At 71.4% G+C, this 25,667-nt stretch carries 15 protein-coding genes; 10 read left to right on the forward strand and 5 right to left on the reverse strand.

Translation table 11 applies throughout. The annotated features are described in order from the left end of the window. Positions 1–72 precede the first annotated feature (72 nt). Complete coding sequence (locus tag MQV74_RS32285; RefSeq protein ID WP_242729269.1) at positions 73–6,936, reverse strand: polymorphic toxin-type HINT domain-containing protein; 6,864 nt, start codon at positions 6,934–6,936, stop codon at positions 73–75. A gap of 226 nt (positions 6,937–7,162) precedes the next feature. Beyond that, on the reverse strand, positions 7,163–11,221 hold the full coding sequence (locus MQV74_RS32290; RefSeq protein ID WP_242729270.1) for a LamG-like jellyroll fold domain-containing protein: 4,059 nt from the start codon (positions 11,219–11,221) through the stop codon (positions 7,163–7,165). A 617-nt stretch (positions 11,222–11,838) separates the two neighbouring features. Here MQV74_RS32290 and MQV74_RS32295 point away from each other — a divergent pair. From MQV74_RS32295 to MQV74_RS32335, 9 genes are all read left to right on the forward strand, one after another. Then, positions 11,839–12,681 (forward strand): M55 family metallopeptidase, encoded by an 843-nt coding sequence (locus tag MQV74_RS32295; protein ID WP_242725939.1) that lies wholly within the window; start codon positions 11,839–11,841, stop codon positions 12,679–12,681. Beyond that, positions 12,674–13,999 carry a M20/M25/M40 family metallo-hydrolase gene (locus MQV74_RS32300; protein WP_242725947.1) on the forward strand — a complete coding sequence of 442 codons (1,326 nt, stop codon included), beginning with the start codon at positions 12,674–12,676 and terminating at the stop codon, positions 13,997–13,999. The genes MQV74_RS32295 and MQV74_RS32300 overlap by 8 nt, the downstream gene beginning before the upstream one ends. A 79-nt stretch (positions 14,000–14,078) precedes the next feature. Further along, positions 14,079–16,079 (forward strand): dipeptidyl-peptidase 5, encoded by a 2,001-nt coding sequence (locus MQV74_RS32305; protein WP_374120806.1) that lies wholly within the window; start codon positions 14,079–14,081, stop codon positions 16,077–16,079. After that, on the forward strand, positions 16,076–17,011 hold the full coding sequence (locus MQV74_RS32310) for a S66 peptidase family protein (RefSeq protein WP_242725949.1): 936 nt from the start codon (positions 16,076–16,078) through the stop codon (positions 17,009–17,011). The genes MQV74_RS32305 and MQV74_RS32310 overlap by 4 nt, the downstream gene beginning before the upstream one ends. A 457-nt stretch (positions 17,012–17,468) precedes the next feature. Next, positions 17,469–19,205, forward strand: a complete 1,737-nt coding sequence (locus MQV74_RS32315) for a CocE/NonD family hydrolase (RefSeq protein ID WP_242729272.1) — start codon at positions 17,469–17,471, stop codon at positions 19,203–19,205. 129 nt (positions 19,206–19,334) lie between these two features. Continuing rightward, positions 19,335–19,580 carry a LapA family protein gene (locus tag MQV74_RS32320; RefSeq protein WP_030667718.1) on the forward strand — a complete coding sequence of 82 codons (246 nt, stop codon included), beginning with the start codon at positions 19,335–19,337 and terminating at the stop codon, positions 19,578–19,580. 27 nt (positions 19,581–19,607) lie between these two features. Continuing rightward, on the forward strand, positions 19,608–20,180 hold the full coding sequence (locus tag MQV74_RS32325; protein WP_242725951.1) for a GNAT family N-acetyltransferase: 573 nt from the start codon (positions 19,608–19,610) through the stop codon (positions 20,178–20,180). Between the two features lie 90 nt (positions 20,181–20,270). Further along, complete coding sequence (locus MQV74_RS32330) at positions 20,271–21,167, forward strand: arginase family protein (RefSeq protein WP_242725953.1); 897 nt, start codon at positions 20,271–20,273, stop codon at positions 21,165–21,167. A 95-nt stretch (positions 21,168–21,262) separates the two neighbouring features. Next, a complete protein-coding gene (locus tag MQV74_RS32335) occupies positions 21,263–23,221 on the forward strand; it encodes a DUF5107 domain-containing protein (protein WP_242725955.1) in 1,959 nt (652 codons plus the stop codon). 78 nt (positions 23,222–23,299) lie between these two features. Here MQV74_RS32335 and MQV74_RS32340 read toward each other — a convergent pair whose 3' ends face one another. Then, entirely contained in the window at positions 23,300–23,647 is a 348-nt protein-coding gene (locus MQV74_RS32340; protein ID WP_242725957.1) for a VOC family protein, read from the reverse strand. A 65-nt stretch (positions 23,648–23,712) separates the two neighbouring features. Continuing rightward, on the reverse strand, positions 23,713–24,267 hold the full coding sequence (locus MQV74_RS32345) for a hemerythrin domain-containing protein (RefSeq protein ID WP_242725959.1): 555 nt from the start codon (positions 24,265–24,267) through the stop codon (positions 23,713–23,715). A gap of 119 nt (positions 24,268–24,386) precedes the next feature. Here MQV74_RS32345 and MQV74_RS32350 point away from each other — a divergent pair, with 119 nt between their 5' ends. Further along, positions 24,387–24,995, forward strand: a complete 609-nt coding sequence (locus MQV74_RS32350; protein ID WP_242725962.1) for a phage holin family protein — start codon at positions 24,387–24,389, stop codon at positions 24,993–24,995. Positions 24,996–25,054: 59 nt separating this feature from the next. Here the strand turns inward: MQV74_RS32350 and MQV74_RS32355 are convergent, their stop codons facing one another. Continuing rightward, positions 25,055–25,666 carry a zeta toxin family protein gene (locus tag MQV74_RS32355; protein ID WP_242725964.1) on the reverse strand — a complete coding sequence of 204 codons (612 nt, stop codon included), beginning with the start codon at positions 25,664–25,666 and terminating at the stop codon, positions 25,055–25,057. Between the last annotated feature and the right edge of the window lies 1 nt (position 25,667).

The raw sequence follows: 25,667 nt of genomic DNA on the forward strand, positions 1-25,667 counted from the left end.
GATCCGCACGAACCACTCGGACCATGGACCGGGGTAGCAGGTCCGGCCTGGTCCCGTATACACCGTTGAGCGTCACGAATTTCCGCCAATCATTCTTGCGAAGTCGTCTTCCGTGCCATTCCACGGCACGGCCCACTTGCGCGCAGAGTCACCCTTACCGACTTCAACGTTGATGTGAGGCCCCTTCTCTGGATCATAGTCCATCCTGAACCTCTTAAACTCGCCATTCACGCGAGTGGTGAAACCCACCACCTTGCCGTAGGTTGTCGGCGCAGCTTCGAGGCGACCAATGTAAGGCTGCCGAGTAGTGGGATCGATCTCGCCTAGCAGATCGAGCGCCTTGTTTCGGGCTTTCTCAAAGCTGCTAAAGCTGTCCAGGACAACTTCCTTGCATGGCCCGGAATTGTGAACCAGGACCGGTGTGGCGCCCGCCAGCACATAGTACGTGTGCAGGCCCTCGATGGTGAGGTTGTAGGTCCGCTGGTGGTCCTGGTACTGGCGAGTGGCGGCCACGGTGACCGTGCGGCCGTCGTCTGTGCGGAGGGTCGTGCCGGGCTTGAGGTCGCCGGCTTCGATCCAGTCCTTCTGGCCGACCGACCAGAAGGGGTGTTCGTAGGTGGCGGTGAGTTTTTCGGGGCCGTCGGGGGTGGTGATGGTCAGTTCGGTGAACTGCTTGTCGTCGTCGGTGACGATGGTCGCGGTGACTTCGCGTTCGCTGGTCTCCCCGGTTTCCGGGTCGGTGGCCTGGACCTTGTCGCCGAGTTCGACGTCCTCAATGTTCTTGGTTGAACCGTCGGCCATGAGGACGTCGGTGCCGGCCAGGAAGCACTTGCAGCCAGAGGGAATTCCCTGTCTCGCCTTACCTGCTGCTTCCTCCCCCTTCTCTGCCTTCTTGAGGCCCTTGAGTGCACCCTTGAACGGCTTGAGGGCCTTGCCCCATGGAATGAGGTCCATGCCGGTTTCGGCGCACTCCACGGTGACTCCGGGGTGCGTTCCGCAGGTCTTCCACGAGTGGAGATCGGGAAGCATCATTTTCGGCACGTCTTTTGCGCCGCCGCCCGAAAAGAAGCTCCTCAGGTGAGGGAATATCGCATCATTCATGCGACCGAACGGATTCCCGGGAAGGCTGAATCCGGTCTGGGCCATCGGGCCGCCACCGCCACCGGTGTACAGGGCGTTGCTCGTGGACCCGCTGCCGCCCCAGTAGCCGCCGCCGATGTTCCTGCTGCCGCCTCCGCCGCCTCCGCCGAAGCTTCTGCTGGCGTTGCTGTCCGCGTTGAGGTAGGAGACAACCCTGTTGGCCATCTTCTTAATCGTCTTGCCGACACCGCCGATGATGTTGGAGATCGAGAACTTGCCCGATGGGTCGGCATACACCACCGGGCTGTTGTTGCCGTAGGCGTAGCCGTTCATCTGCTGCGGGTCCGTCAGGTCCATGATCGGGTCGACGGAGATGAAGCGGCCGGTGGTGGGGTCGTACTCGCGGGCGCCGAGGTGGATCAGGCCGGTGGAGGCGGTGTCGTCGGTGCCGCCGACGAACGTCTTCGTGCCGGGCCAGGCCTTGGGCTGCTCGCCGCGCGGGCCTCCGAAGGGCAGGGTGCGGCGCTGGTTCAGCTTCAGGTCCGCGGCTGTGATGGAGAGCTGGCCGGTGCCCTGGTGGTCGGCGGTGGTGAAGGTGACTGTGCCGTCGTCGGCGGTGACGGCCTCGTGTCCGCCGCCCAGGGGGGTGTAGCGGGTGGCCTTGGCCTTCGAGGCGCCCTTGGGGAGGGTGACTTCAGTGTGGCCGAGGTAGAGGGTGGTCTCCGTCGGGGTGCGGGCGATCAGACGGTTGCCGTCGGTGTCGTAGAGGTACTCCGTGGTCTTGGTCTTGGCCTTGCGGTTCCCCCTGGTGTCCGGTTCGGTGACCTTGGCCAGGTGGCCCTCGGCGTCCCAGGTCAGCTTCTGGGTGTCACCGCGCAGCGTGCGGGTGGTGGTGTTCCCGGTTGGGTCGTAGTCGTAGGAGTCCTTGGTGGCGGTCCCGCCGGGCTGCTGAGTGGTGACCGAGGTCAGGGTGTGCGGCTGCGGCGCACCAGGCTTGGGGTAGTCGTAGGTGCGCTGGGTGTCCTTGGCGTTGTCGCCGGTGGCGCCGCTGGTGTCGTGGAGGGTTTCGGTGAGGCGGTTGCCTGCTTTGTCGTAGGTGTAGGAGTGCCAGTACGGGGCCGGGCCGCCGACCTTGTCACCGGCGGGGGTGGTGCCACAGGTCTTGTCGCCCTGGGTCCACGCCTCCGTGAGGCGGCGCAGGTAGTCGTAGTTGAAGCACTGGGTGTCGGTACCGGTGCGCGAGACGTCCGAGACGGACAGGATGTTGCCCGCGTCGTCGTAGCGGTAGGTGTCGTGCTGGTCGACGCCCGGCTGGTCCTCGCGGTCGACGCGGGAGGTGGCCAGGCGCTGGGTGCCCCACTCGTAGGTGTTGGTGGCCCAGATCTTCTTGCCGCCGGAGGCGCCCAGCGTGTACTGGAGTGGCTTGCCCGTCAGGGAGTAGCTGGTGTCGGCCTTGAGGCCGTCGCCCAGGACGGACAGGGGACGCAGGGTCTCCTTGTCGTAGGTGGTGTTGTAGCTGCCGCCGGGCAGGGAGCCCGCCTTGGAGTAGCTGACGCCTCCGACGAGTCCCGAGGTCAGGTACTGGGTGCCGGTCTGGTAGGTGCCGGCCAGGGCGCCTTCCTTCTCGGGGATCACCACGGCGGACTTCATCGGCCGGTAGAGGGAGTCGAGCATGGTGACCTTGGACGTGTACGCGGCCCCGTCCACGTAGCGCGTGGACTCGGCCAGTTGGCCCTTGGCCCCGTCGATGGTGTCGTAGACCCACTTCGCGCGCAGTTCGCCGGTGGGGCTGCCCTCACGCAGCTCGGTCGCGCGGCCGAGGTTGTCGTAGACGTGAGCCAGGACGGTCTCGCGGGCGTCTTCGGTCTTGGTGACCTGGCCGCGGTCGTCGTACGTGGTGGTCGTCTTGCCCTTGTCCGGGTCGTCGGTGCTGGTCTGACGGCCCATCTGGTCATATCCGTACGACCAGGTGTTGCCCGCCGGGTCCGTCACCTTCGTCAGTTCGCCACGTGGCGAGTACGTGTACTTCGTGGTGTCGAACTCCGCGTCGCCGCTGCGCTTGTGGTGCTGGTGCAGCTCTGTGGTCCGGCCGCGTGCGTCGATGAGGGTGGTGGTGGCCGTGTCGCCCTCGGGAGGGATGACCGTGGTGCGGTCGCCGCCGTAGATGGTCTTGGTGGTGGCCAGGACCTTGCCGCCGTCACCGTTGCCAGCGATCTGACGCAGCTCGACCGGGCGGCCCAGGCCGTCGTAGGTGGTGCGGATCTGGGACTCGACGCTCAGAGCGTTGTCCGGCTTGAACAGGTCGCGGTTCGGGTTGCCCTCGGTGTAATAGGGGGCGAACGTCTTGGCAGGCAGGCCGCGTTCGTCGTAGAAGGTGTCGGAGAGGATGCGGCCGCCGTCCGGGCCGACCGCCTGGGTCTGGCGCTCGCGCAGGAACCCGTCGTAGATCGTGTACGAGGGGATCTGGCCGCCGTTGTTGTTCAGGGTCTGGGTGCGGACCGCGACCGGCTTGCCCTCGTCGACGAAGTACGTGAACTCGTGGCTCGGGGTCTGGCTGGTGCGGCGGTCGGGCAGCCACACCTTGGACGAGCGGCCGAGCGCGTCGTAGCTCAGCTCGGTGCGCTTGCCGTTGGTGTCCACCGTGGCCGAGGGCTGACCGCGCAGCGGCTCCAGTTCGGTGACCGAGGTCTGCGCCGAGTCCGGATCGGCGGCCTTCGCCGGCGGTGTCGTCTCGGTGACCTTGGCCGCGAAGCCGGTGGCCGGGCTGTAACTGGTCGTGATGGTACGGCCGTCCTTGCGCACGCTGCGGACAGGATCGCCGCTGCCGGTGACCGTGACGTCAGCGGTCAGGTCGGTGGCCGTCAGCTGGCGACCGTAGTCGTCGAAGGTCGCGCCGGACTCCAGATAGGTGGCCTTGGAGCCGTCGTGCTTCTTCAGCGTGGCGGTCGCCGTGGCGTCGCCCTTCGTGGGGGCCTCGCCGTACGCGCCGCCGTCGTAGGCGGTGCGCACGTCGGAGACCACGTCCTTGGCACGGTCCGGTTTGTCGGCGCACGCGCCCGTGACCGTCTCCACGCGGGACGGCAGCATCAGGATGTTCTTGTCGGTGTTGGTGGCGTACGTGGTGCGGGTGCACTGGTTGTCGGAGGCTGTGGTGCTGTCACCGCGGTCGTCGACCTGCACGGGGCGTCCCGCGACGGTGTCGTACTCCGTCGCGACAGAGGTGGTGCGCCAGTCCTTGCCCGCGCCGTCGTCCAGCGAGGTCCAGGTCTTGCTGTGGGAGACACCGGTGAGGTTGGCGGTCACCGTGCCCCAGTCGCGCACCTTCTTCGCGGTCTGGTGGTGCCAGGGGCGGTTCACGGTCTTGGACAGCGCCTTGCCGCCCGGACCGGAGTAGGCGACGGTCTTGTACTCGACACCGGCTGCGGACTCGTGGTCGGTGATCGGGTCGCCCTCGTCGTCGCCGAGCGCGACGTCGACGGACTTGGTGCCGCCGGAGGGTTCCTTGCGGTCGCCGTCCATGCCGCGCAGGAAGTAGGAGTCCTGCTGCGTCTTCAGCGCGCCGCCGCCGCCCTGGCCGCCCGACTTCACGCGGACGTGTCCGTAGCCGCGCCACTGGGACCAGGTCTTGAACTTCTTCTTCGTCAGACCGTCGTCATCGTCGTAGTGCCAGGCCGCGTCGCCCAGGTACTCGTACGTCGTGACGGCGTCGGGCGCGCCGCCGGTGCGGTCCGTGGTGGTCGTGGAAGTGACCACGTACTTGTTGAACCACTGCTTCTCGGGGTCGTCCCCCGAGTCCCCGCCGATGTACTGGGGGAAGCAGCGAGTGGTGTTGGACTGCGGTGTCGGCAGTGCGCCCCACTTGCACGCCGGGGCCGAGTAGTTGACGTCGACCTGGCCGCCGGACTCGTCGGCGATCGTGGACAGGCGGCCCTTGATGAACGGGGCGTATCCGTCGCCGATCTTGTCCAGGCGGTTTTCGAGCTGGGTGTAGGAGAACGTGGTCCGCGGCAGCGTCACCGCGGGCTCGGCGGTGTGGCCGGTGCGCTCCACCGAACCGAGCAGGAGCTGGTAGTCGACGTCCGCCTTGCCCCAGCGGTGGCGCAGCTTCCAGGAGTCGACCTTGCTGTACGTGTCGCCCTTGAGGACCTGGGTGGTCACGCCCGTCAGGCGCTTACGGGTGAAGAAGGACGGGGACAGGCGGCCCTTGTCGCACTTGCTGCCCGCCTTGCAGTTCAGGTCCCACGGCGTGTCGTACCAGTAGTAGGCGTCCTTCTCGATGTCCTTGCAGTCCGTCTTGCTGTCGACGATGCACCGCTCCGACGTGGTGAAGTCGACCTTGGCCAGCGGCTTGCCGCTGTACATGGAGGAGGACTTCAGGCCGTACTCGATGTGATCGAGGGAGCCGCCGCGCGTGTAGGGGGTGTCGTCCTCGGCCTTGAGGTTGCGGCCGTAGGAGTTCTTCTCCTCGTCGTAGTAGTAGGCGATGGCGTTGCCGCGCGGGTCGACGACGTAGTCGAGGTTCCAGCGCCAGGCCTGCTGGCACCAGGACTCGGCGAAGGAGTCCTTGTGGCAGGGCTCGCCGCTGTCGTTGCCGAAGACCGGCACCGTCCACGCGGAGTTGGTGGCAGCCTTGCCGTCCTTCCAGCCCGGCAGACGGTTGTAGCCGAAGTAGTACCGCACGCCTTCGGGGTCGGTCAGGCGCCAGTACTCGCCGTCGTTGTCACCATTGCCGCGGTTGGCCGACGCGAGCTTCTTGATGCGGCTGCCGTCGTCCTGCTGGAACTTGAACTCGTCGTCTCCGATCGGGACGAGCTCGCCGCCCTTGCCGTTGAACGTGATGAACGCGTTGTCGTAGTCCCAGCACTGGTCGCCGGGCTTGTTGCCGTCCGCGTTCTTCTGCCCGTCGTCGGCGCAGCCCTTGTAGCGGCGCTCGATGTAGCCGGGCCACAGGTCGAAGCCGTCGCCGACCCAGGAAGCCTGGTTGTTCGTGTTGCCGGTGCGGCCGTCCATCGAGCCCGAGGAGTACGACAGGCCCACGTTCGGCTTCAGGTCACCCGGTACTTCCGGTACCGGCATGTCGTACGACCAGGAGAAGTCACCGGTGCGCAGGTCCGTGTCCCACTTCGCCGAGGGGGACAGCGAGGTCGCCTTGTAGTCGCTGTTCTTCCCGCCTTCCTCGGCCACCGCGGCCAGCACGGTCGGGCCGGAGGAGCGCAGGGTGACCGCGCTCGCGGTCAGGGTCTGCTTCTCGGTGTCGTTGACCGTGCGGACCGGCTTGCCGGTGCGGCACTTGTCCTTCGAGGGCGCATCGAGGGCACAGCCGGGCAGCTCGACCAGGGTGAGGCGGGAGGCGTAGCCGCCACCGAAGGCCTCGGCGAAGCTGGAGTAGTCGACCTTCGTCTGGACCGTACCGGCCTTGTCGGCCTTGCGGTCTCCGGATTCGAGGGTGAACAGCAGGCCCTTCACGCCTGCTCGTTCGGCTGCCTTGCGGCTCAGTACGCGGGCCTCCACGCCGCCGCGAGCGGCGGGACCGGGCTTGGTCGCGCTACGGCTGGTGGAACGGGCGGCAGCGGCCTTCGGGGCACCGACGGACAGGGGCAGCCCCTTGGCCCGCTTGGGTGCGCCAGCGGCCTTCGGCGCGGCATCCGGGACGGTCACCACGGCGGAGCCGGGGCGCGGCCATGCGGCCTTCGGCTTCCGCGAGGGCGTCGTTGGCCCCGGGTCCGTCTTGCGCGGCTCGGCCTTGGCGCCGTCGCGGCCCGCGACGGGCTTCTCCGCCGAGGGAAGCCCGGGACGTCCGCCGCTGTCTGCGGTCGCCGTCGAGGTGGCGGCTGCTTGCAGCAGCGTGCCCACCATCACGGCGGACACAGCCACTGCCACTCTTCGCCGTAGCCCCTTGTGGCCACGGCGTGGTCTGGATATGCCGTTCATTGAATGATTCAGATCCCTTGTATGCCGCCGGAAGGGCGGCATGCCTGACTGCCCGCCGCATGCGGGCAGGGTCGGTGACGTTGAACAGGAACAGAAATGAAGTACGGGTGGTGGGCCCCGGCACGCGGGGCCCACCCTGCGAGCGGTCAGCTCAGTCGTCCGTGGGGACCTCGGTCGGAACATCCATCGTTCGGTTCTCCATCCGCTGAATCTGGGCGTCGGACAGAGCACCCTGGAAGACCCACACGTCGTCGACGGTTCCGGGGAAGTACTCCCCCGATGCGCCGTCGGTCTTGGTGCGGCCGACCTGGAGCGACTTGGACGCCTTGAAGGCCAGCGTGTCCTCGGACCAGGAGATGAGGTCCTGGCAGCCGGACTCGTCAGCCTCGCCGTCACCGTCGGCATCGCCGCACGCGACTTCCTGCAGCGCCCCGTTCACATACAGGCGGGCTTCCTTGGAGAACCCGTCGTAGACGACCGCCAGGTGATTCCACAGCCGTGCGTCGGTGAATTCGGTGTGGGCGATGCTCTTGACGGAGGCCTTGGAGTCGTCCTCGTCGGGGATGGCCAGCTCCCAGCGTCCCAGGCCCTCCGGATCCTTCTTGTCGGGCACGAAGCGCACGGTGAACGCGCTCTGCCGGTTGCCCTCCGCGCTGACCAGCGCGACCTGGCGCTTGGGCAGCGCGGCTGCCCTGGCCCAGGCGGTCACGGTGTAGCTGGTGCTGGTGCCCACCGGTACGCCACTGGTAGCGGCGTAGCCGCTGGTGCCGTTCAGGTCCAGACCGTGATCGTCGACCATGCCCTCGCCGGCCTTGGCGCCTCCGTGGAGGGTCAGCGGCCGGTCCTCGTCGGAGGAGTCCGGTGTGGTGGCCGGGCTCGTGCCGGTGACGGTTTCGAAGTTCCAGCGGCCCTTGACCAGCGGGCGCTGCTTGAACATCTGCCGCACTTCCTCGGCCGAGACGGGCCGGTCAAGGAGGCGCACGTCGTCGATCGTGCCGGGGAAGTGGTTCTTGACCTGCCCGTCGTAGGAACCGGCGCCGATGTACATGGACTGGTCGGCGTAGAACGCTCCTGCCAGCTTGGTGGAGCCGGCCTCGGCCCCGTTCACGTACAGCGTCAGGGTGTCGGCGACCGTGTCGTGCACACCGACCAGGTGGGCCCACTCACCGACGTATGCCTGGTCACCCTCGGGTTGCACGGCCCGGATGGGTTTGGCGTCAGCGGCATCGGAGGAGTACTGGTTGACCGCCCACCTGTTGTAGGCGGAGGAGTAGTACAGCTCGAAGCCCGGCGCCTTCTTCCCCGCCTGTGCCGTGATGATCGCTGCCCCGTCCGGCTTCTTGCTGAGCTTGGCCCAGGCCGAGACGGTGAAGCTGCGCGAGGTGTTCACGTGTGGTCCGCTGTTCTTGCCGATCCGGGCGTAGCCGTCGCTGCCGTTGAACTTGGCCGCCTTGCCCGTCACGCCCTGCACGCCGGTGGTGACGCCGCCCTGGTACGCGGCCGGGAGCACGCCGCCGTAGCCGGTGATCTCCTTGGCGTCCGCCTTCTCGTCCAGGTCGAAGACCGCGACCGCGGGACGGCCGGGGTCGCCGGCGCTCTCGTGTACGCGCAGCTTGTCGACCTCGTCCTGGGCGAGCGGCTTGTCGAACAGCTGCACCTCGTCGATCGCACCGGGGAAGAAGGCCGAGGGCGTGCCGCTGTAGGAAGCGGCACCCAGCTGGAAGCCGCGGCGGGCCTCCCACGGATCGGCGTAGGCGGTCTGGCCGACCAGCTTGCCGTCCACATACAGCTCCAGGACGTCACGCGCCGAGTCGTAGGAGCCCACCAGGTGCGTCCACTTGTCCACACTGACGCCGCCGGGCTTGTCCGCCATGACCCGGGCAATGCCCGCGCCGGGGGTGTCGGACTTGTACTGGTTGAACGCCCACCGGTCGTACTTCTGCGTGTAGTACAGCTCGAAGCCCGGGCTGTGGTTGCCCGGCTGGGTGGCGATCACCGCGGCGCCCTCGGGCATCTTCGACAGCTTGGCCCACGCCGAGACGGCGAAGCCGCGGCTGGTGTCCACGACAGGCAGGTCACTGGCGGCGTAGCCGTCCGTGCCGTTGAAGGACACCGCGGAGCCGCGCGCGCCGGAAGCACCCGGGGTGGCTCCACCGTGCAACTGGGCAATGCGCGGGGGCGTCGACCCCTTGGCCTCGCTCGCTCCCTTGGGCTCGTCCAGCGACCACGACGCACGGTCGGGCTGGCCTGCCTTGACCCGGAACTCGTACGTATGGATCTCACTGCCGTTGCCAGCCGCGTCGAAGGACTGCGCGGTGATGAAGTTCGGCCCCGCCTCGGCAGGCAGCGCCGACAGCGTCTTGGCGGCCCCGCCCGTTGTGGCGATCTTGTTCTTCGGGCTGGGGTTGACGTTGATGCCGTACCGGTAGGACGTCACGTCCTTCTCGGCGGCGTTCAGCTCGAACTTCCCGTACTTGCCCACCCCGTCGTACCAGGGGTCCTTCGGGTCCTCCGAGTCGGAGGCCGGGTAGTCGCTCGACGTGATCGAGGGCCCCTTGGGCACCTTGGTGTCGTGGATGAAGTAGCAGGCGGTCGGGTCTCCCGCGTAGGACCACGGCGAGTACTGAGCCCCGTCATGGACCCGTGCGTACCAGTTGATCTGCTTGTTCTCCGGAATCGATCCGGGCAGGCTGAGGGAGAAGTCGGAACCGGACTTCTTGGCGGACGTGCGGTCGGGCTTCCAGCTCCCGGTCTTGCCGTTACCGGCATCCCATGTGGCCTGGAACTGCACCGAGACCTTGTCCCCGTCGGGGTCCTTCACCTTCTCGGCGCGGATCTTCCCCAGTGTCCTCACCCGCGGTGCGCTGCCCGGCTTCGAGCAGACGCCTCCGTACTCCATGCGCAGCTGCGCCATCTTCAGCTGAGACGGAGGGCGGTTGTACTTCACCCGCAGGAACGCCTTGTCCGAGAATCGCTTCCAGCCGTACGCGTCGGACTCGCTGCCGGCTCGCAGGCCGAACGTCATCGTCGACGCCTTGTCGTCGGCCGCGGACTGCAGGGCCGACTTCACCGAGAACTCCGCGTCCTTGGCCGCACAGCCTTCAGCGCCATGGGCGAAGGACTTGGAGGACAACTCCTTCTTCCAGAACCCGGAGGCGTTCTGCGAGTTCCACGTCGTCGACGAGGAGATGTCCTTGGTCTGCCACAGCTCCACCGAGCGGTCCGAGCAGGAAGCCGACCAGGTGTTCTTCACCACGAACTCTGCCGAGAGGATCGACTTGCCGGCGAACCTCGACACCGGGATGCGATAGAAGAGTCGCTTGGTGTCATGAGGCTTGCAGTAGTACCAGTTGCAGTACCCCATGCCCGCGTTGTTCTCGCCGTTGAACTTCCACTGCGGCGAGTCCGCCCAGTACTTCGACGCCATCGTCCACGCCGTCGCCTGTGGCGAGTGCCATTGCGGGTCGATGAACACCGGATAGGTCGTGCCCTTGCCCTTCAGCACGTCCTCATCCGGGGTGAGCACGAGCTCCTTGCCGCTCTCGGGAACCTCCACGCCCACGGGCGCGAGCTTGCCGGACTCCGCGGCCGTGGGCTCCGAGCTCTGCTCCTGGGCGGCACTGCGCAGTGCCTTGGCCCGCGTCCCGGTGGCCTTCTGCTTGGCCGGGGCCTCGCCCTGGCTGGAGTCCCACATCATCGGGCGCGGGGCCTCGAACACCGCTCCCTGCGCGCCCTTGTCCGACGCCTCCAGCCCGCCCTCGGCGGTCTCCTTCACGTCCATGCCCTCGGCCGCGAGCTTCAGACGCACCGTGGCGAGTTCCGGGCTGGCTGCCGCCTTGGCGGACTTGACGACGAGGAGCTGGGTGAAACCGTCCTCCTGCGCACCCATCCGCAGGTCTACATCCGGCAGCACGTTCTCGTACGTGGCGGTGCTGCCGTCGAGGGCGGGCTCGGGCAGCTTCCCCGGCCAGGAGAGGGCAAGCTCGCGGCCTGCCTTCGTCATCCGCACGAGGGGCTCGTCCCCGCCGCCGGAGAACTCCAGCCCGATCGTGGTCATCTTGGGAGCCACCGAGCCGTCTGCGGCCTTCACGAGGCCGGTATCGACAGGCTTCCATCCGCCGTCCGCCCGTGCTCGTACGGGCCGCACATACTCCCGAGCTTCCAGATTGCCGTCGGCCGTGGCGAAGACATCGCTCGACTCGCCGCGCATGGAGGTCACTTCGACCGGCTTGCCCGTGCGCCTGGCTTCGTCCTGAGCGGCTTCTGCGGTCACCGCTCCGTCAGGTGTTGCTGCCCCCGTTGTTCTTGTTGCCGTCTCGCCGCGCGCAGCCGGATCTGCGTGCGCTGCCGGTGCGGCACCCGCCAGCAAGGCTCCGGTCAAGAGCCCTGCCAGCGTCCCTGTAACTCCGCGCGAGTGCGCGCGTCTCCACATACTGAACCCGTTTCAGAAAACAAAGATGAAGATTCCCTTAAGGGGTAATCAGGTGACGACTCTATGCAGCCGATGCCCGAAGATTGACGGGGTTGCGCGGGCATAAGGGATATGTTGGGCCACCTTGGTGTGCCATTGATCATGGTTGCCCCTGATGTGAAGCCAACTTCATAACGTTCGCAAAACGTAAGAATGCTGAATAATGCGCAACGCTGTGAGTGGCGCACTCTCCTGGCCCGGCCCGGGGGTTGCGGACCTGGGGAGAGGGGCGTCGTGCTGCGGTTGGGGCAGGTGACCGCTCGTCAGGCCCCATGTGACGAGGCGGCGGTCGATCGGACCGAGTCGGCGCCGCTCGTCGTAGCAGGATTTCGCGCCACCCCGTAACGTGACAGGGCATGAAGATCCTCATCAGCGCCGACATGGAGGGCGCCACAGGTGTGACCTGGCCGGCTGACGTGCTGCCGGGTACGCCGCAGTGGGAGCGGTGCCGGTCGATGTTCACCTCGGACGTGAACGCGGCGGTGCTCGGCTTCTTCGACGGTGGCGCCGACGAGGTGCTCGTCAACGAGGCGCACTGGACGATGCGCAACCTCCTGCTCGAAGAGCTGGACGAGCGCGTCCAGATGCTCACCGGCCGCCACAAGGAGCTCTCCATGGTCGAGGGCGTCCAGCACGGCGGCAGCCAGGCCGTCGACGGCATCGCCTTCATCGGCTATCACGCGGGCGCCGGCATGGAGGGCGTCCTCGCGCACACCTATCTCGCCAACCAGATCACGGGCGTGTGGATCAACGGCGTCCGCGCCAGCGAGGGCCTGCTGAACGCGCACGTGGTGGCCGAGTTCGGCGTCCCCGTGGTCCTCGTCACCGGCGACGACCTGGCCTGCGAGGACGCCCTCGGCTATGCGCCCGGCGCGCTGAAGGTCGCCGTCAAGGACCACGTGTCGCGGTACGCGGCGGTGTGCCGCACCCCCGCCCGCACCGCCGCGGACATCCGCGCCGCCGCGAAGGAGGCGGCGGCGCTCGCCGTGCGGCACGAGCCGGTGGCGGGCGGCCCGTTCACCGTGGAGGTCGAGTTCGACGCCGAGCACCTGTCGATGGCCGCGACGGTGGTTCCCGGGGTCCGGCGCGTGGCGGAGCGGAAGGTCGCGTACACGAGCGAGACCATGTACGAAGGCATTCGCACGTTCAAGGCGGTCACCACGATCGCCTCCGCCGCGGTGGAGGAGCAGTATGGCTGAGCAGGTGGACGCATCGGCACTGGACGAGGTCGTCCGGTTCACCTCCGATCTCATCCGCATCGACACCACCAACAGCGGTGACGGCGAGTGCCGCGAGCGCCCCGCCGCCGAGTACGCCGCGGCGCTGCTCGCCGAGACCGGCCTGGAGCCCACGCTCCTGGAGCGCACCCCCGGCCGGACGAACGTGGTCGCCCGCATCGAGGGCACGGACCCGGGCGCCGACGCCCTGCTGGTCCACGGCCACCTCGACGTCGTGCCCGCCGAGGCCGCCGACTGGAGCGTGCCCCCGTTCTCCGGCGAGATCCGCGACGGCGTCGTGTGGGGCCGCGGTGCCATCGACATGAAGAACATGGACGCGATGATCCTGGCCGTGGTGCGCGGCTGGGCGCGCGCCGGAGTGCGCCCCCGGCGCGACATCGTGATCGCGTTCACCGCCGACGAGGAGGCCAGCGCCCGCGACGGCTCCGGCTTCCTCGCCGACGAGCACCCCGGGCTCTTCGAGGGCTGCACCGAGGGGATCAGCGAGTCCGGAGCGTTCACCTTCCACGACGGCCGGGGCAATCAGCTGTATCCGATCGCCGCGGGGGAGCGCGGGACCGGCTGGCTCAAGCTCACCGCGCGCGGCACCGCGGGCCACGGCTCCAAGGTCAACAAGGAGAACGCGGTGAGCAGGCTCGCCGCCGCCATCCACCGCATCGGGGAGCACCACTGGCCGGTGCGGCTGACCCCCACCGTGCGGGCGGCCCTGGTGGAGCTGGCCGGGATCTACGGCCTGGAGGCCGACCCGGACGCCCCCGGCTTCGACGTCGACGGCTTCATGGAGAAGCTCGGCCCGACCGCCGCCCTGGTCGAGCCCACGGTCCGCAACAGCGCCAACCCCACGATGCTCCGCTCCGGTTACAAGGTGAACGTGGTCCCGGGCGAGGCGACCGCCTATGTGGACGGCAGATTCGTGCCCGGCGGCGAGGAAGAGTTCCGCACCACCCTTGACCGGCTCACGGGACCGGACGTCGACTGGGAGTTCCATCACCGGGAGGTGGCGTTGCAGGCGCCGGTGGACACGCCCACGTTCGCCAAGATGCGCGCGGCCGTGGCCGAGTTCGCCCCCGAGGGCCGCGTGATGCCGTACTGCATGTCGGGCGGGACGGACGCCAAGCAGTTCTCGCGGCTCGGCATCCGGGGCTACGGCTTCTCGCCCCTGCGGACGCCGGAAGGCTTCGACTACCAGGCGCTCTTCCACGGAGTGGACGAACGGGTGCCGGTCGAGGCACTGCACTTCGGCACGCGGGTACTGGACCGGTATCTGCGGACGGCCTGACCGGCCGACGGGCCGCTCGACGGGCCCCTGGGCCAACGGACCAGGTGACGGACCAATGGGGGAACGGACTATGGGGGAGATGATCGACATGGCGCAGACCAAGCCGTACGGCTCGTGGCTGTCCCCGATCGACGCCGGGCTCGCCGCGGCGCACGACGGCCGCCCCGCCTTCGCGGGCTTCGTCGGCGGCGAGGCGTGGTGGACGGAGCCGCGCCCGCTGGAGGGCGGTCGGCGCGCGCTGCTGCGCCGCCGCCCCGACGGCCACGAGGAGTCGGTGCTGCCCGCCCCGTGGAACGTCCGCAGCCGGGTCATGGAGTACGGCGGCCTGCCCTGGACCGGCGTCGAGCGCCCCGGGGACCCGCGCGGCCCGCTCATCGTGTTCGCGCACTTCGCCGACCAGCGCCTGTACGCCTACGAGCCGGACGCCCCCGGCGCGGAACCGAGACCCCTGACCCCGGTGTCGGACGTGGGCGGCGGGCTGCGCTGGGCGGACCCGCGGATCCACCTCGACCGGGGCGAGGTGTGGTGCGTCCTGGAGGAGTTCACCGGCGAGGAGCAGACCGACGTGCGGCGCGTGCTCGCCGCCGTGCCCCTCGACGGCTCGGCCGCGGGGGACCGGGCCGCGGTGCGGGAGCTGTCCGACGGCCGCCACCGGTTCGTCACCGGGCCGCGCCTGGCACCGGACGGCGCGCACGTCGCCTGGCTCGCTTGGGACCACCCCCGGATGCCCTGGGACGGCACGGAGCTGATGGTCGCCGAGGTCGGCGTGGACGGCACCTTCGCCGCCGCGCGCCGGTTCGCGGGCGGACCGCAGGAGTCGATCGCGCAGGCCGAGTGGGCGCCGGACGGACGGCTGCTGTTCGCGAGCGACCGCACGGGCTGGTGGAATCTGTACCGCGCCCCGCTCGACGGCGCCCCCGTCGCGCTGTGCCCGCGCGAGGAGGAGTTCGGCGGACCGCTGTGGCAGCTCGGCCTCAGCTGGTTCGCGCCGCTGGACAGCGGCCTGATCGCGGTCGTGCACGGCACGGGCGCGACCGCACTCGGCGTGCTCGACCCGGAGACCGGCGAGGTCGTCGACGCGGCCGGGCCCTGGACGGAGTGGTCGGCCTCCGTCGCCGTCAGCGGCACCCGCGTCATCGGCGTCGCCGCGAGCCCGCGCAGCGCGTACGAGGTGGTGGAGCTGGACAACCGCACCGGCCGCGCCCGCGTCATCGGCGCGCCGCACGACGACCCGGTGGACCCCACGTACTACCCCGAGCCGCAGATCCGCACCTTCCTCGGGCCCGACGGCCGGGAGATCCACGCGCACGTGTACCCGCCGCACCACCCGGGCCATCTCGCGCCCGACGACGAACTGCCGCCGTACGTGGTGTGGGCGCACGGGGGCCCCACCTCGCGCGCGCCGCTCGTCCTCGACCTGGTGATCGCGTACTTCACCTCACGCGGCATCGGCGTCGCCGAGGTCAACTACGGCGGTTCCACGGGCTACGGCCGGGAGTACCGCAACCGCCTGCGCGAGCAGTGGGGCGTCGTCGACGTCGAGGACTGCGCCGCCGTCGCGCTCGCGCTCGCCGAGGAGGGCACCGCCGACCGGGCGCGCCTCGCGATCCGCGGCGGCAGCGCGGGCGGCTGGACCACGGCGAGCTCCCTGACGACGACGGACGTGTACGCCTGCGGCACGATCATCTACCCCGTTCTCGACCTCACCTCGTGGAGCGACGGGGAGACCCACGACTTCGAGTCGCGCTATCTGGACACGCTCATCGGCCCGCCCGACGAGGTGCCCGGCCGGTACGAGGAGCGCTCGCCGACGCGCCACGCCGACCAGGTCACCGCGCCGTTCCTGCTGCTCCAGGGCCTGGACGACGTGATCTGTCCGCCCGCGCAGTGCGAGCGGTTCCTGGCGCGGATGGAGGGGCGCGGGGTGCCGCACGCGTACCTCGCCTTCGAGGGCGAGGGGCACGGCTTCCGGCGGGCCGAGACCATGGTCCGGGCCCTGGAGGCCGAGCTGTCGCTGTACGCGCAGGTGTTCCGGATCGACCCGGCGGGCGGCCTGCCGACGCTGGAGCTGTCCAAGTGAGCGCGGCGGTCGAGCCGTTGACGCGGCCCGCGCGGCTCGCCCCCGGCGCCCGGGTCGCGGTCGTCGCGCCCAGCGGGCCCGTCCCCGAGGACCGGCTCGCGGCGGGCCTGGACGTCCTGCGCGGCTGGGACCTCGACCCCGTGGCGGCCCCCCACGCCCGGGACACGCACCCGCGGTTCGACTACCTCGCGGGCACGGACGAGGACCGCGCGCGGGACCTCCAGAGCGCCTGGTGCGACCCGTCGGTGGCGGCGGTGCTCTGCGCGCGCGGCGGGTACGGGGCGGCGCGGATGGTCGACCTCCTCGACTGGGACGCGATGCGGGCGGCGGGGCCCAAGGTGTTCCTCGGGTTCAGTGACATCACCACGCTGCACGAGGCGTTCGCGAACCGCCTGGGGCTCGTGACGCTGCACGGCCCGATGGTGACGGCCGCCGACTTCCTGAAGAACGCGCGGGCGCAGGAGCACCTGCGGGCCACGCTCTTCGAGCCGGAGTCCGTGCGGGAGATCGCCTCCGCGGGCCGGCCGCTGGTGGGCGGGCGGGCCCGGGGGGTGACGCTCGGCGGGTGTCTGTCGCTGCTCGCGGCGGACGTGGGCGCGGCGGGGTCCCGGACCGGAGCGCGCGGCGGGCTGCTCTTCCTCGAGGACATCGGCGAGGAGGCGTACCGCATCGACCGCTGTCTGACGCAGCTGACGCGGGCGGGCTGGCTCGACGGCGTGGCCGGGGTGGCGCTCGGGTCGTGGGCGGAGTGCGAGCCGTACGAGCGGCTGCGGCCGCTGCTCGCCGAGCGGCTCGGGGGGCTGGGGGTGCCGGTCGTGGAGGAGTTCGGGTTCGGGCACTGCGACGGGGCGCTGACGGTGCCGTTCGGGATACCGGGGCACCTGGACGCGGACGCGGGGACGCTGAGGCTGGACATACCCGCGCTCGCATAGGGCCTGTCCCACGGGTCGGCGTGGAGCAAGGAGCGGCGCCCGGCACGCGGCGAGCAAGGGGGCCTCCCCCTGCTTGAGCGAAGCCGAGAGCTTGGGGAAGTGCCGGGCGCCGCGACGCCGCGCCGACCCGTCGGACAGGTCCTGGGGCGCGTGTGCTGTCGCGTGTGCGTGTGGCGTACGGCCCGTTCGCAGAATCTCCGTCAAGAACCCAGTGCCACGGGCGTTGACCCCGCATGACGCGTGCCCCAGCAGGAGCGCGGACCGGTGCCTGCCGGGCGGTGGTCGCCACGCCCACACCGTGGAGGACCTCTTGTTCCGCCTGTTCCCCCAGTTCCGCCCTGCCGTGTCGCCGTTCCGTGCGACCCCGCCGCGTTCCGGCGCCGCACCCGAGGGGGGTGGCCGGGCGAGAGCGAGGGCGCCGCTCGCGCTGGTCGCGGCCGCCGCGCTCGCCGCGCCCCTGCTCGTCGCCGCGCCCGCGCCCGCATCCGGCGCGGGGGAGCGGGGCGGCCGGTTCACCGTCACACCGCTCACGTTCACCGTGCGGGCGGGGGAGCGGCACTGCACCGTCGACGCCGATCTGTACCGCCCGCGCGGGGTGGACCGGACGCACCCCGCGCCCGCCGTGCTCGCCACCCACGGCTTCGGCGGCAGCAAGGCCGACGGCGCCACGGCCGCCATCGGCAAGGCCATGGCCGAGCGCGGATACGTCGGCCTCGTCTACTCCGGGCTCGGCTTCGGCAAGTCCGGCTGTCTGATCTCGCTCGACGACCCCGGGATCGACGGCCGGGCCGCCTCGGGGCTCCTGGACTTCCTCGCCGGTGAGCGGGCCGCCGACGACGGCACCAGGGCCGACTACGTCGTCGCGGACGCCCCGGGCGACCCACGCGTCGGCATGGTCGGCGCCTCGTACGGCGGCGCGATCCAGCTCGCCACGGCGGCCGACGACCACCGCGTGGACGCCCTCGTCCCGCTCATCACCTGGCACGACCTCGGCTACTCCCTCAACCCGAACAACGCCGTCGAGCGGACGGCCGCGGGCCGCGAGGTGCCCGGTACCGTCAAGTGGCAGTGGATGAACGGCTTCTACCTCATGGGTGAGGGCCAGCCCCTCGTCGCGCCGAACCTCGACCCGTCCCGGATCAACTCCCTGGACTGTCTGCACTTCGTCACGCGGGCCTGCGAGCTCATCCGCACGCTCAACTCCGGCCGCTACCCGCACGACAGGACGCGCCGGCTCCTGGCGTACGCCCGCAGCGTGTCACCGGCGTCGTATCTGCACCGGGTCGAGGCACCGACGCTGCTCGTGCAGGGCCAGGCCGACACGCTGTTCAACCTGAACGAGGCGGAGGCGACGTACCGCGCGCTCAAGGAGCGCGGCACCACGGCGAAGATGATCTGGCAGTCCTGGGGGCACAGCGGCGGCACGAGCGGCCCCGCCCCGGGCGAGCTCGACCTCGGCAAGGGCGACCTGGAGTCGACGTACGTCGGCCGTCGCGTCCTGGCCTGGTTCGACCGCCATCTGCGCCACGACGAGAGCGCCGACACCGGGCCCGACTTCGCCTACTACCGCGACTGGATCAAGGACCCGGGCCGCACCTACGCGACCGCGTCGCACGTGCCCGCGCCCGAGCGGGAGCTGTACCTCTCCGGTGACGGCAGGCTCGTCGGCGACCGCGCGCGGGTGACCCCGGGCAGCCGAACGTACCGCAACCGGCCGCTGCCCACGAGCCACTCGGAGAGCTCGGCCGCCAGGATGGCCGGCCTGCCCGACCCGGCGCCGTACGACACCAAGGGCACCTACCTCGGCTGGACCACCGCGCCCCTGCAGCGGTCCCTCGACGTGGTGGGGGCGCCCGAGGCGACGCTGAGGGTGGACTCGCCCCGCGCCGAGCGGGCGCAGGGCTCCGCCGACGCCGCCGACAAGCTGGTGCTGTTCGCGAAGCTGTACGACGTGGCGCCGGACGGCGGGCAGACGCTGGTGCACCGTCTGGTGGCGCCGGTGCGGGTGCCGGACGTGCGGGAGGCGTTCACGGTCCGGCTTCCGGGCATCGTGCACCGGTACGAGCGGGGGCACCGGCTGCGGTTCGTGATCGCGGCCAGCGACGGGGCGTACGGCGGGAACCGCGGGGTGAAGCCGGTGACGGTGACCAGCGCGCCCGGCGACACGGGGGTGCTGCGGCTGCCCGTGGTGTAGCGGGCGTCACCTGTTCGGCCCACGGACCCACCCGCCCGCGTCACCCGCCGTGCGCCGCCCGCCGCCGCTGCCCATCCTGACGGGACGGGCAGCGGCCGGCGCTGCGACGGATCACGGAAGGGTCCCGCCATGAGCAGTTCCACGGGCGGCTCCAAGAGTCCCTCGAAGGGCGGCGCGGCCGGGCTGATGACGCCCGGCAGGATCACCGTCGCCGTCATCGCCCTGCTCACCCTCGTCTTCATCTTCGAGAACACCCGCAGCACCAAGATCCGGCTGCTGATCCCCGAAGTGACCATGCCGCTGTGGATGGCGCTGTTCGGCACGGCGGTCATCGGCGCCGTGTGCGGGGCCTACTTCGTCCGCCGCCGCAAGTGAGCCGGGTGTCCCGGTAACGTGGGGCGGATGCGTCAGCCGAGCCCCCGCCACCTCGCCGAAGGCCCCCGCACGGGCATACGCCACTTCACCCCCGCGGACGGGGCCGAGTTCACGGCACGGGCGCGGGAGAGCCAGGAGCTGCACCGGCCCTGGCTGTTCCCGCCCACCACCGAGGAGACCTACGCGGCGTACGCGCGCACGCTCATCGAGGACCCGGCCAGGGCCGGGTTCCTCGTCTGCGAGCGGGAGTCGGGCGCGATCGCCGGGTTCATCAACATCAACAACATCGTCCAGGGCGGCTTCCGCTGCGGGGCGCTCGGCTACGGCGTGTTCGCGCACGCCGCCGGGCGCGGCCTGATGCGGGAGGCGCTCGGGCTCGTCGTGGACCGCGCGTTCGGCGAGCTGCGCCTGCACCGCCTGGAGATCAACGTGCAGCCGGGCAACGCCGCGTCGATCGCCCTCGCCCGCCGCCTGGGCTTCCGTCTTGAGGGCTTCTCGCCGGACTTCCTGTTCATCGACGGGGCGTGGCGCGACCACCAGCGGTGGGCCCTGACCACCGAGATGCGGGCCGCGCCGCGCGGCCGCCACCGTGCCTCGTGAAGGCGGCCGCCCCCGGGCCCCGTGAAGCGTGACGGCGGCCACGGACGCGGCCATTGAAGGCGGTGGCCCGCGTCCCGGAGGATGGACCGCATGCGGAACATCGTGGTCATCGACGCCCCCTCCAACCTGGGCCTGCGCCCGCCCGCGCCGGGCACCGTGCCCGGCTGCTACAAACTCGCCGGGGCGCTGCGCGAGCGCGGCATCGTGCGCCGCCTCGGCGCCGTGGAGGGCGGTGTCGTCGTCCCGCCGCGCTACGACCGGGGCGACTGGCGGGAGGGCGACGGCGTGTTCAACGCGGCGGCCATCGCCGCGTACACGCCCCGGCTCGCGGACCGCATCGAGCGCCATCTGCGCGCCGGTGAACTGCCCGTCGTCCTCGGCGGCGACTGCTCCATCCAGCTGGGCGCGTCCCTCGCGCTGCGCCGCATGGGGCGCTACGGCCTCGCGGCGCTCGACGCCTCCGCGGACTTCCGGCACCCGGGCAACTCCGACCGGATCGGCGCGGCGGGCGGCGAGGAGCTGGCGCTCGCCACCGGGCGCGGCCAGGACGACCTCACCGACCTCGAAGGCCTGCGCCCCTATCTGCGGGACGAGGACGTACGGATCTTCGGCATGCGCGACGGCGACGAGGACCGTGCCGAGCTCGGCGAGCTGAAGATCCCGACCGTGACCGTCGGCGAGCTGCGGCAGTGGGGCGCCGCCGACGTGGCCCGCTCGGCCGTCGTCTCCCTGGAGCACGCGTCCCTGGACGGCTTCTGGGTGCACCTGGACGCCGACGTGCTCGATCCGTCCGTGATGCCCGCCGTCGACAGCCCCGACGAGGACGGCCTGCACCCCGACGAACTCCTCGCGCTGCTGCGCCCCTTGGTCCGCTCGCCGCGCTGCGTCGGGCTCAACGTCACCATCTACGACCCGGACCTCGACCCCGAGGGCACGGCGGGCGACGTGCTCACCGACGTCGTGGTGGCCGCCTTCGCCCGGACGTGACCGCTCCCGGCGCCGGCGGACCCGGCAGGACCCCTGGTGGGGGCGGCGTTCAGCGTGTTCCATGGTCAACGACCCGATGACCTGAGGAGACCGCCGTGGCGACGACCGTGCGACGCGACGTAACGACCCTGCCCGCCGCCGAGTTGGGGCCGGACAACCCGCTGCCGCCGCTGCGGCTGCCGCGCGAGCCGCACCGGGTCGACGACCGCGCGCGGCAGGGCCTGCCGCGCGACATGGCGCGGCAACTCGGGTACGAGCCATTGCGCTCGGTCCTTCCCGCGCCGCTGCGCGACGGCTACGGCCGACGGCGCGCGCCCGCCTCCTTCGACGTCCTCGTCCTGGAGAACGAGCGGCTGCGCGCCACTGTCCTGCCCGGCCTCGGCGGCCGCGTGCACTCGCTCGTGCACAAGCCGACCGGGCGGGAACTGCTGTACCGGAACCCGGTGTTCCAGCCCGCGTGCTTCGCGCTGAACGGCGCCTGGTACGCGGGCGGCATCGAGTGGAACATCGGCGCCACCGGCCACACCACGCTGTCCTGCGCGCCGCTGCACGCCGCCGTCGTGACCGCGCCCGACGGCGGTCCGATGCTGCGCCTGTGGGAGTGGGAGCGGCTGCGCGACGTGCCCTTCCAAGTGGACCTGTGGCTGCCGGAGGACTCCGACTTCCTGCACGTGGGCGTGCGGATCCGCAATCCGCACGAGAAGCCCGTGCCCGTCTACTGGTGGTCCAACACCGCCGTGCCCGAGGAGCGCCGGGTGCTGGCGCCCGCCGACCGGGCCTGGCGCTACGACTACACGCGTGCCCTCGCCCGGGTGCCGGTGCCCGAGCCCCACGGCCCCTACGCCGCCGACCACTTCTACGACGTGCCGGACGGTGCGCGCCGCTGGATCGCGGCGCTCGACGCCGACGGGCACGGCCTCGTGCAGACGTCCACGGCCGCGCTGCGCGGGCGCAAGCTGTTCCGGTGGGGCGCGGGCGGCGGCGGGCGGCGCTGGCAGGAGTGGCTGACGGGCCCGGACACCGGCGGGTACGCGGAGATCCAGGCCGGGCTCGCGCGCACGCAGCTGGAGCACGTGCGGCTCGACGCGGAGAGCGAGGTCGCGTGGCTGGAGTCGTACGGTCCGCTGTCGCTCCCCGCGGACGTGGCGCACGGGGACGACTGGGCGGCGGCCCGCGCGGCGGCCGAGGAGCGGCTCGCGGACGTGCTGCCGCCGTCGGCGGTGGACGCGGCGTTCGAGCGGTGGCGGCCGTACGCCGACGACGAGCCGGGACAGACCCTCGCCGTGGGGTCCGGCTGGGGCGCGCTCGAAGTGCTGCGCGGCGAGTTCAAGCTGCCGGGCACGCCGTTCGCGGAGGCCACGCTCGGGCCCGAGCAGGAGCCGTGGCTCGAACTCCTGCGGTCCGGGGCGGTGCCGGAGCCGTCCGGGTCCGGGGCGCCCGGGCCCACGCTCGTCGCCCGGCACTGGCGGGACATGCTGGAGACGGCGCCCGCGCGGCCGCACGCCGAGTACCACCTCGGGGTCGCGCAGTGGCACGCCGGGGACCGGGCACAGGCGGTGCGCAGCTGGGAGCGCGGGCTCGAACGGGCCGCGGCCGCGGTGCGCTGGCCGCTGCTGCGGTGCCTGGCGGTGGCCGACCTGGAGGCGGGGCACGGGGAGCGGGCCGCGGACCGCTACGCGCAGGCCTTCGCCGGGCTCGGGGAGTCAGAGGCCCGGTCCGAGGCCCGGTCCGGGGTACTGGGGGCGCTCGGGCGCGAGGCGATCGAGGCGCTCCTCGCCGTGGGGCGGGCGGAGGCCGCGCGCGGTGTCTGGGACCGGCTGAGCCCCGCCGTGCGGGGGCGCGGGCGCTTCCGGCTCCTGGAGGTCAGGCTGCTGCTCGCGGAGGGCGACCCGGCGGGGGCGCGGGCGGTGCTCGACGAGGAGTTCGAGGTGGCGGACCTTCGGGAGGGGGACGAGGGGCTGGGGGAGCTGTGGGCGACGGTGGCACCGGGGGTGCCGGTGCCACCGTGCTACGACTTCCGCATGACGCCCGCCGCGGAGCCCGGCGGGGCCTGAGCCGCCCGGTGCGGGGCGGGCCTGGGCCGGGCCCACCCGTCCCGCCCCGCGGGACGAGGCCCACAGCCGCACCACGGACTACGCGTTGCGGTCCACGTACTCGAAGACCGTGCCGTCGGGGTGCATCGCGATCAGGTTGCGGCCCGCGGGGGTGGGGACGGGGCCCGCGACGATGCGGGCGCCGGAGGCGGTGAGGGTGGCGTGGGCCTCGTCGACGTCCTTCACGGCGATCGTCGCCGTGACCTTGCGGAGGATCTCCAGCTCGTGCTCGGGCCCGCTCATCAGCAGGAAGCACCCGACCGACGCGACGGACACGCCGCCGCGCTCGAACCGCATCGCTGTGCTGCCCGTAAGGCGCTCGTAGAAGGAGACGGACGCCTCCAGGTCGTTCACGCAGACACGCAGCACGGTACCCAGGATTTCCATACGAACGAGCCTAGTTGGCCCGGCGGGGGCAGGAGATCCATTCGGCCGACCTCGCGCGGGCGGACTCAGGCGCCGCCGGTGACCTTGCGGATCGCGTCCCGCGTACGGTCCACCACGGTGGCGACCGGCGCCGCCGCGACGTTCTTGAGCGCGGTGTCGGTGCCCGGGTGCGGACGCGTCGGCGCGACGGCCTCGGCGGCCCGCACGGCGCGGGCGAGGGTCTCCAGCTTCCGCCGGTCGGTGACGCGGTGGAAGTGGGCGAACTCGTAGCGCTCCTCGGCCTTGGCGTGCGCGAGCACGTCCTGGCGCAGGGCGGCGAACCGGTCCAGGAACTCGGGGGAGTCCGGATCCATGTCGTCGAGGCGGTCCAGGGCCTTCTTGGCCTGTTCCTCCTCCTTGACGCGGTCGGCGACGACGAACTCGCCGCCGTCGATGTTCCTGCGGGCGAAGGGGTGGACGACCTCCTCCTCGGCGGTCTCGTGCACCGCGAGGAGCCGGACGAGGTCCTGGAAGCACTCCTTGCGCTCCTCGCCCTTCGTGGTCGCCACCTTGTCGAGCAGCTCGCGGATCGTCGTGTGCTGCGCCGTGAGCAGTTCCACGACGTCGTCGCGCTCGGTCATCGTCGGCCTTCCTCCCGGTCCGTCCTCGCGGACCCCTCATGTGCTCTGCCGGTGCGGGCGGTCCGGGTACCCGGGGCGGGGGGCCGTTACGCGCCGCGGCCGCGGGGTACTCGGCGGCCATGACTGCATCGGACCATCCACACCAACCTTTCGGCCGTTCTTCGACGAGCGCTCCGGGCCAGAAGGCCGCGGGCCTCGCGTCGCCGGAGACGGCGCTGAGCGACGCGCTGTCGCAGGTCGTCCACGAGGCGGTACGTGTCTCCCTGCGGGAGGCGGTGCGCACGGAGCTGCGGAGCGAACTCGCCGAGGCGGCGCGGAAGCAGCGCCGCAGGGCCTCCCTGTACGCGGCGGCCGGAGCGGCCGCGCTGTACGCGGGTGCGGCCGCCGCGCTCACCCTCGGCCTGGCCGTCGCCGTCGGCCTGCCCGGCTGGGCGGCGGGCCTGATCGTCACCGTGCTGCTCGCGGTGGTGGCCGTGGTCCTGCGCAACGCGGCGCGGCCCGGCCGCTCCCGGCCCGGCACGGGCACACCTGGCTCCCGGCCCGGCACGGGCACACCGGAGCGTGCGGCCGCAGAAGCCCCCGCGGCCGCCGTGCCCCCGACTCCTCGCGGGGCCCCCGGCACCGCCGACTTCCCCGCGGTCCCGTCGAGCCCGCCGGGGGCCACAGAGCCTCCCGTCGTCCCCGAGTCGCCGAGCGCGAGCCCGAGTCCGAGCCCCCGGTCGCGGTGAGGCACGGCGACGGCGCGCGGACCGGGTGGGCGGCTCGACCGCTGTCTCGTGCGGGCCGCCTACGACGCGTCCCCGCCCACCGCCACGGTTCCCGGCAGCCAGCCCGTCGCCCCTAGGACCGCCCGAGCCACCTCGCCCACCGTGCGGCCGTCCGTCGCCACCCGGTGGGTGCCGGCGGGGACGTGCGCCTCCAGGTGCCGTGCCATGTACGCGCTGCGGCGCAGCTGGCGGGCCAGCTCCGAGCCCTGCTCCCGTGCCGTCAGGCGCCGCGCGGCCGTCTCGTCCGTCGCCGTGAGCAGGACGCGGGTGAGCAGCGGGGAGCCGAGGGCCTCGGTGAAGATCCACTCCTCGCTGCCGAGCACGGACGCCGTGTTCGTGTACACGAGCCGACGGCAGCCCAGGGCCGCGTAGGTGGCCCACAGCGCCGCCAGGTTGCGGGTGGTGAGCCGCGAGCGGTCCGGGTCGTCCGGCGGCGCGGGGTGCACCGCGTCCAGTACGTCGCCCTCGATCAGGGCGTGACCGACGTCGGCGGCCCGCAGCCGCGCCGCCACCTCCCGGCCCACGGACGACTTGCCCGCCCCGGAGCGGCCACCGAGGAGCAGGACCTCCGGCGGTGCCTCCGGCCGCGAGGGTGCTTCCCGCCCCGGCTGTGCTTGTCTCGGCGCATCCATG

The organism is Streptomyces sp. AN091965, from assembly GCF_022698285.1.
In the GTDB taxonomy this organism is placed as follows: domain Bacteria; phylum Actinomycetota; class Actinomycetes; order Streptomycetales; family Streptomycetaceae; genus Streptomyces.

Bases quoted from the DNA above. Each gene is read 5' to 3' on its own strand.
- MQV74_RS32285 (WP_242729269.1), bottom strand. From the start codon at position 6,936: ATGGTGGGCACGCTGCTGCAAGCAGCCGCCACCTCGACGGCGACCGCA.
- MQV74_RS32290 (WP_242729270.1), bottom strand. From the start codon at position 11,221: ATGCGCGGCGAGTCGAGCGATGTCTTCGCCACGGCCGACGGCAATCTG.
- MQV74_RS32295 (WP_242725939.1), top strand. From the start codon at position 11,839: ATGAAGATCCTCATCAGCGCCGACATGGAGGGCGCCACAGGTGTGACC.
- MQV74_RS32300 (WP_242725947.1), top strand. From the start codon at position 12,674: ATGGCTGAGCAGGTGGACGCATCGGCACTGGACGAGGTCGTCCGGTTC.
- MQV74_RS32305 (WP_374120806.1), top strand. From the start codon at position 14,079: ATGATCGACATGGCGCAGACCAAGCCGTACGGCTCGTGGCTGTCCCCG.
- MQV74_RS32320 (WP_030667718.1), top strand. From the start codon at position 19,335: ATGAGCAGTTCCACGGGCGGCTCCAAGAGTCCCTCGAAGGGCGGCGCG.
- MQV74_RS32325 (WP_242725951.1), top strand. From the start codon at position 19,608: ATGCGTCAGCCGAGCCCCCGCCACCTCGCCGAAGGCCCCCGCACGGGC.
- MQV74_RS32330 (WP_242725953.1), top strand. From the start codon at position 20,271: ATGCGGAACATCGTGGTCATCGACGCCCCCTCCAACCTGGGCCTGCGC.
- MQV74_RS32340 (WP_242725957.1), bottom strand. From the start codon at position 23,647: ATGGAAATCCTGGGTACCGTGCTGCGTGTCTGCGTGAACGACCTGGAG.
- MQV74_RS32345 (WP_242725959.1), bottom strand. From the start codon at position 24,267: ATGACCGAGCGCGACGACGTCGTGGAACTGCTCACGGCGCAGCACACG.
- MQV74_RS32350 (WP_242725962.1), top strand. From the start codon at position 24,387: ATGACTGCATCGGACCATCCACACCAACCTTTCGGCCGTTCTTCGACG.
- MQV74_RS32355 (WP_242725964.1), bottom strand. From the start codon at position 25,666: ATGGATGCGCCGAGACAAGCACAGCCGGGGCGGGAAGCACCCTCGCGG.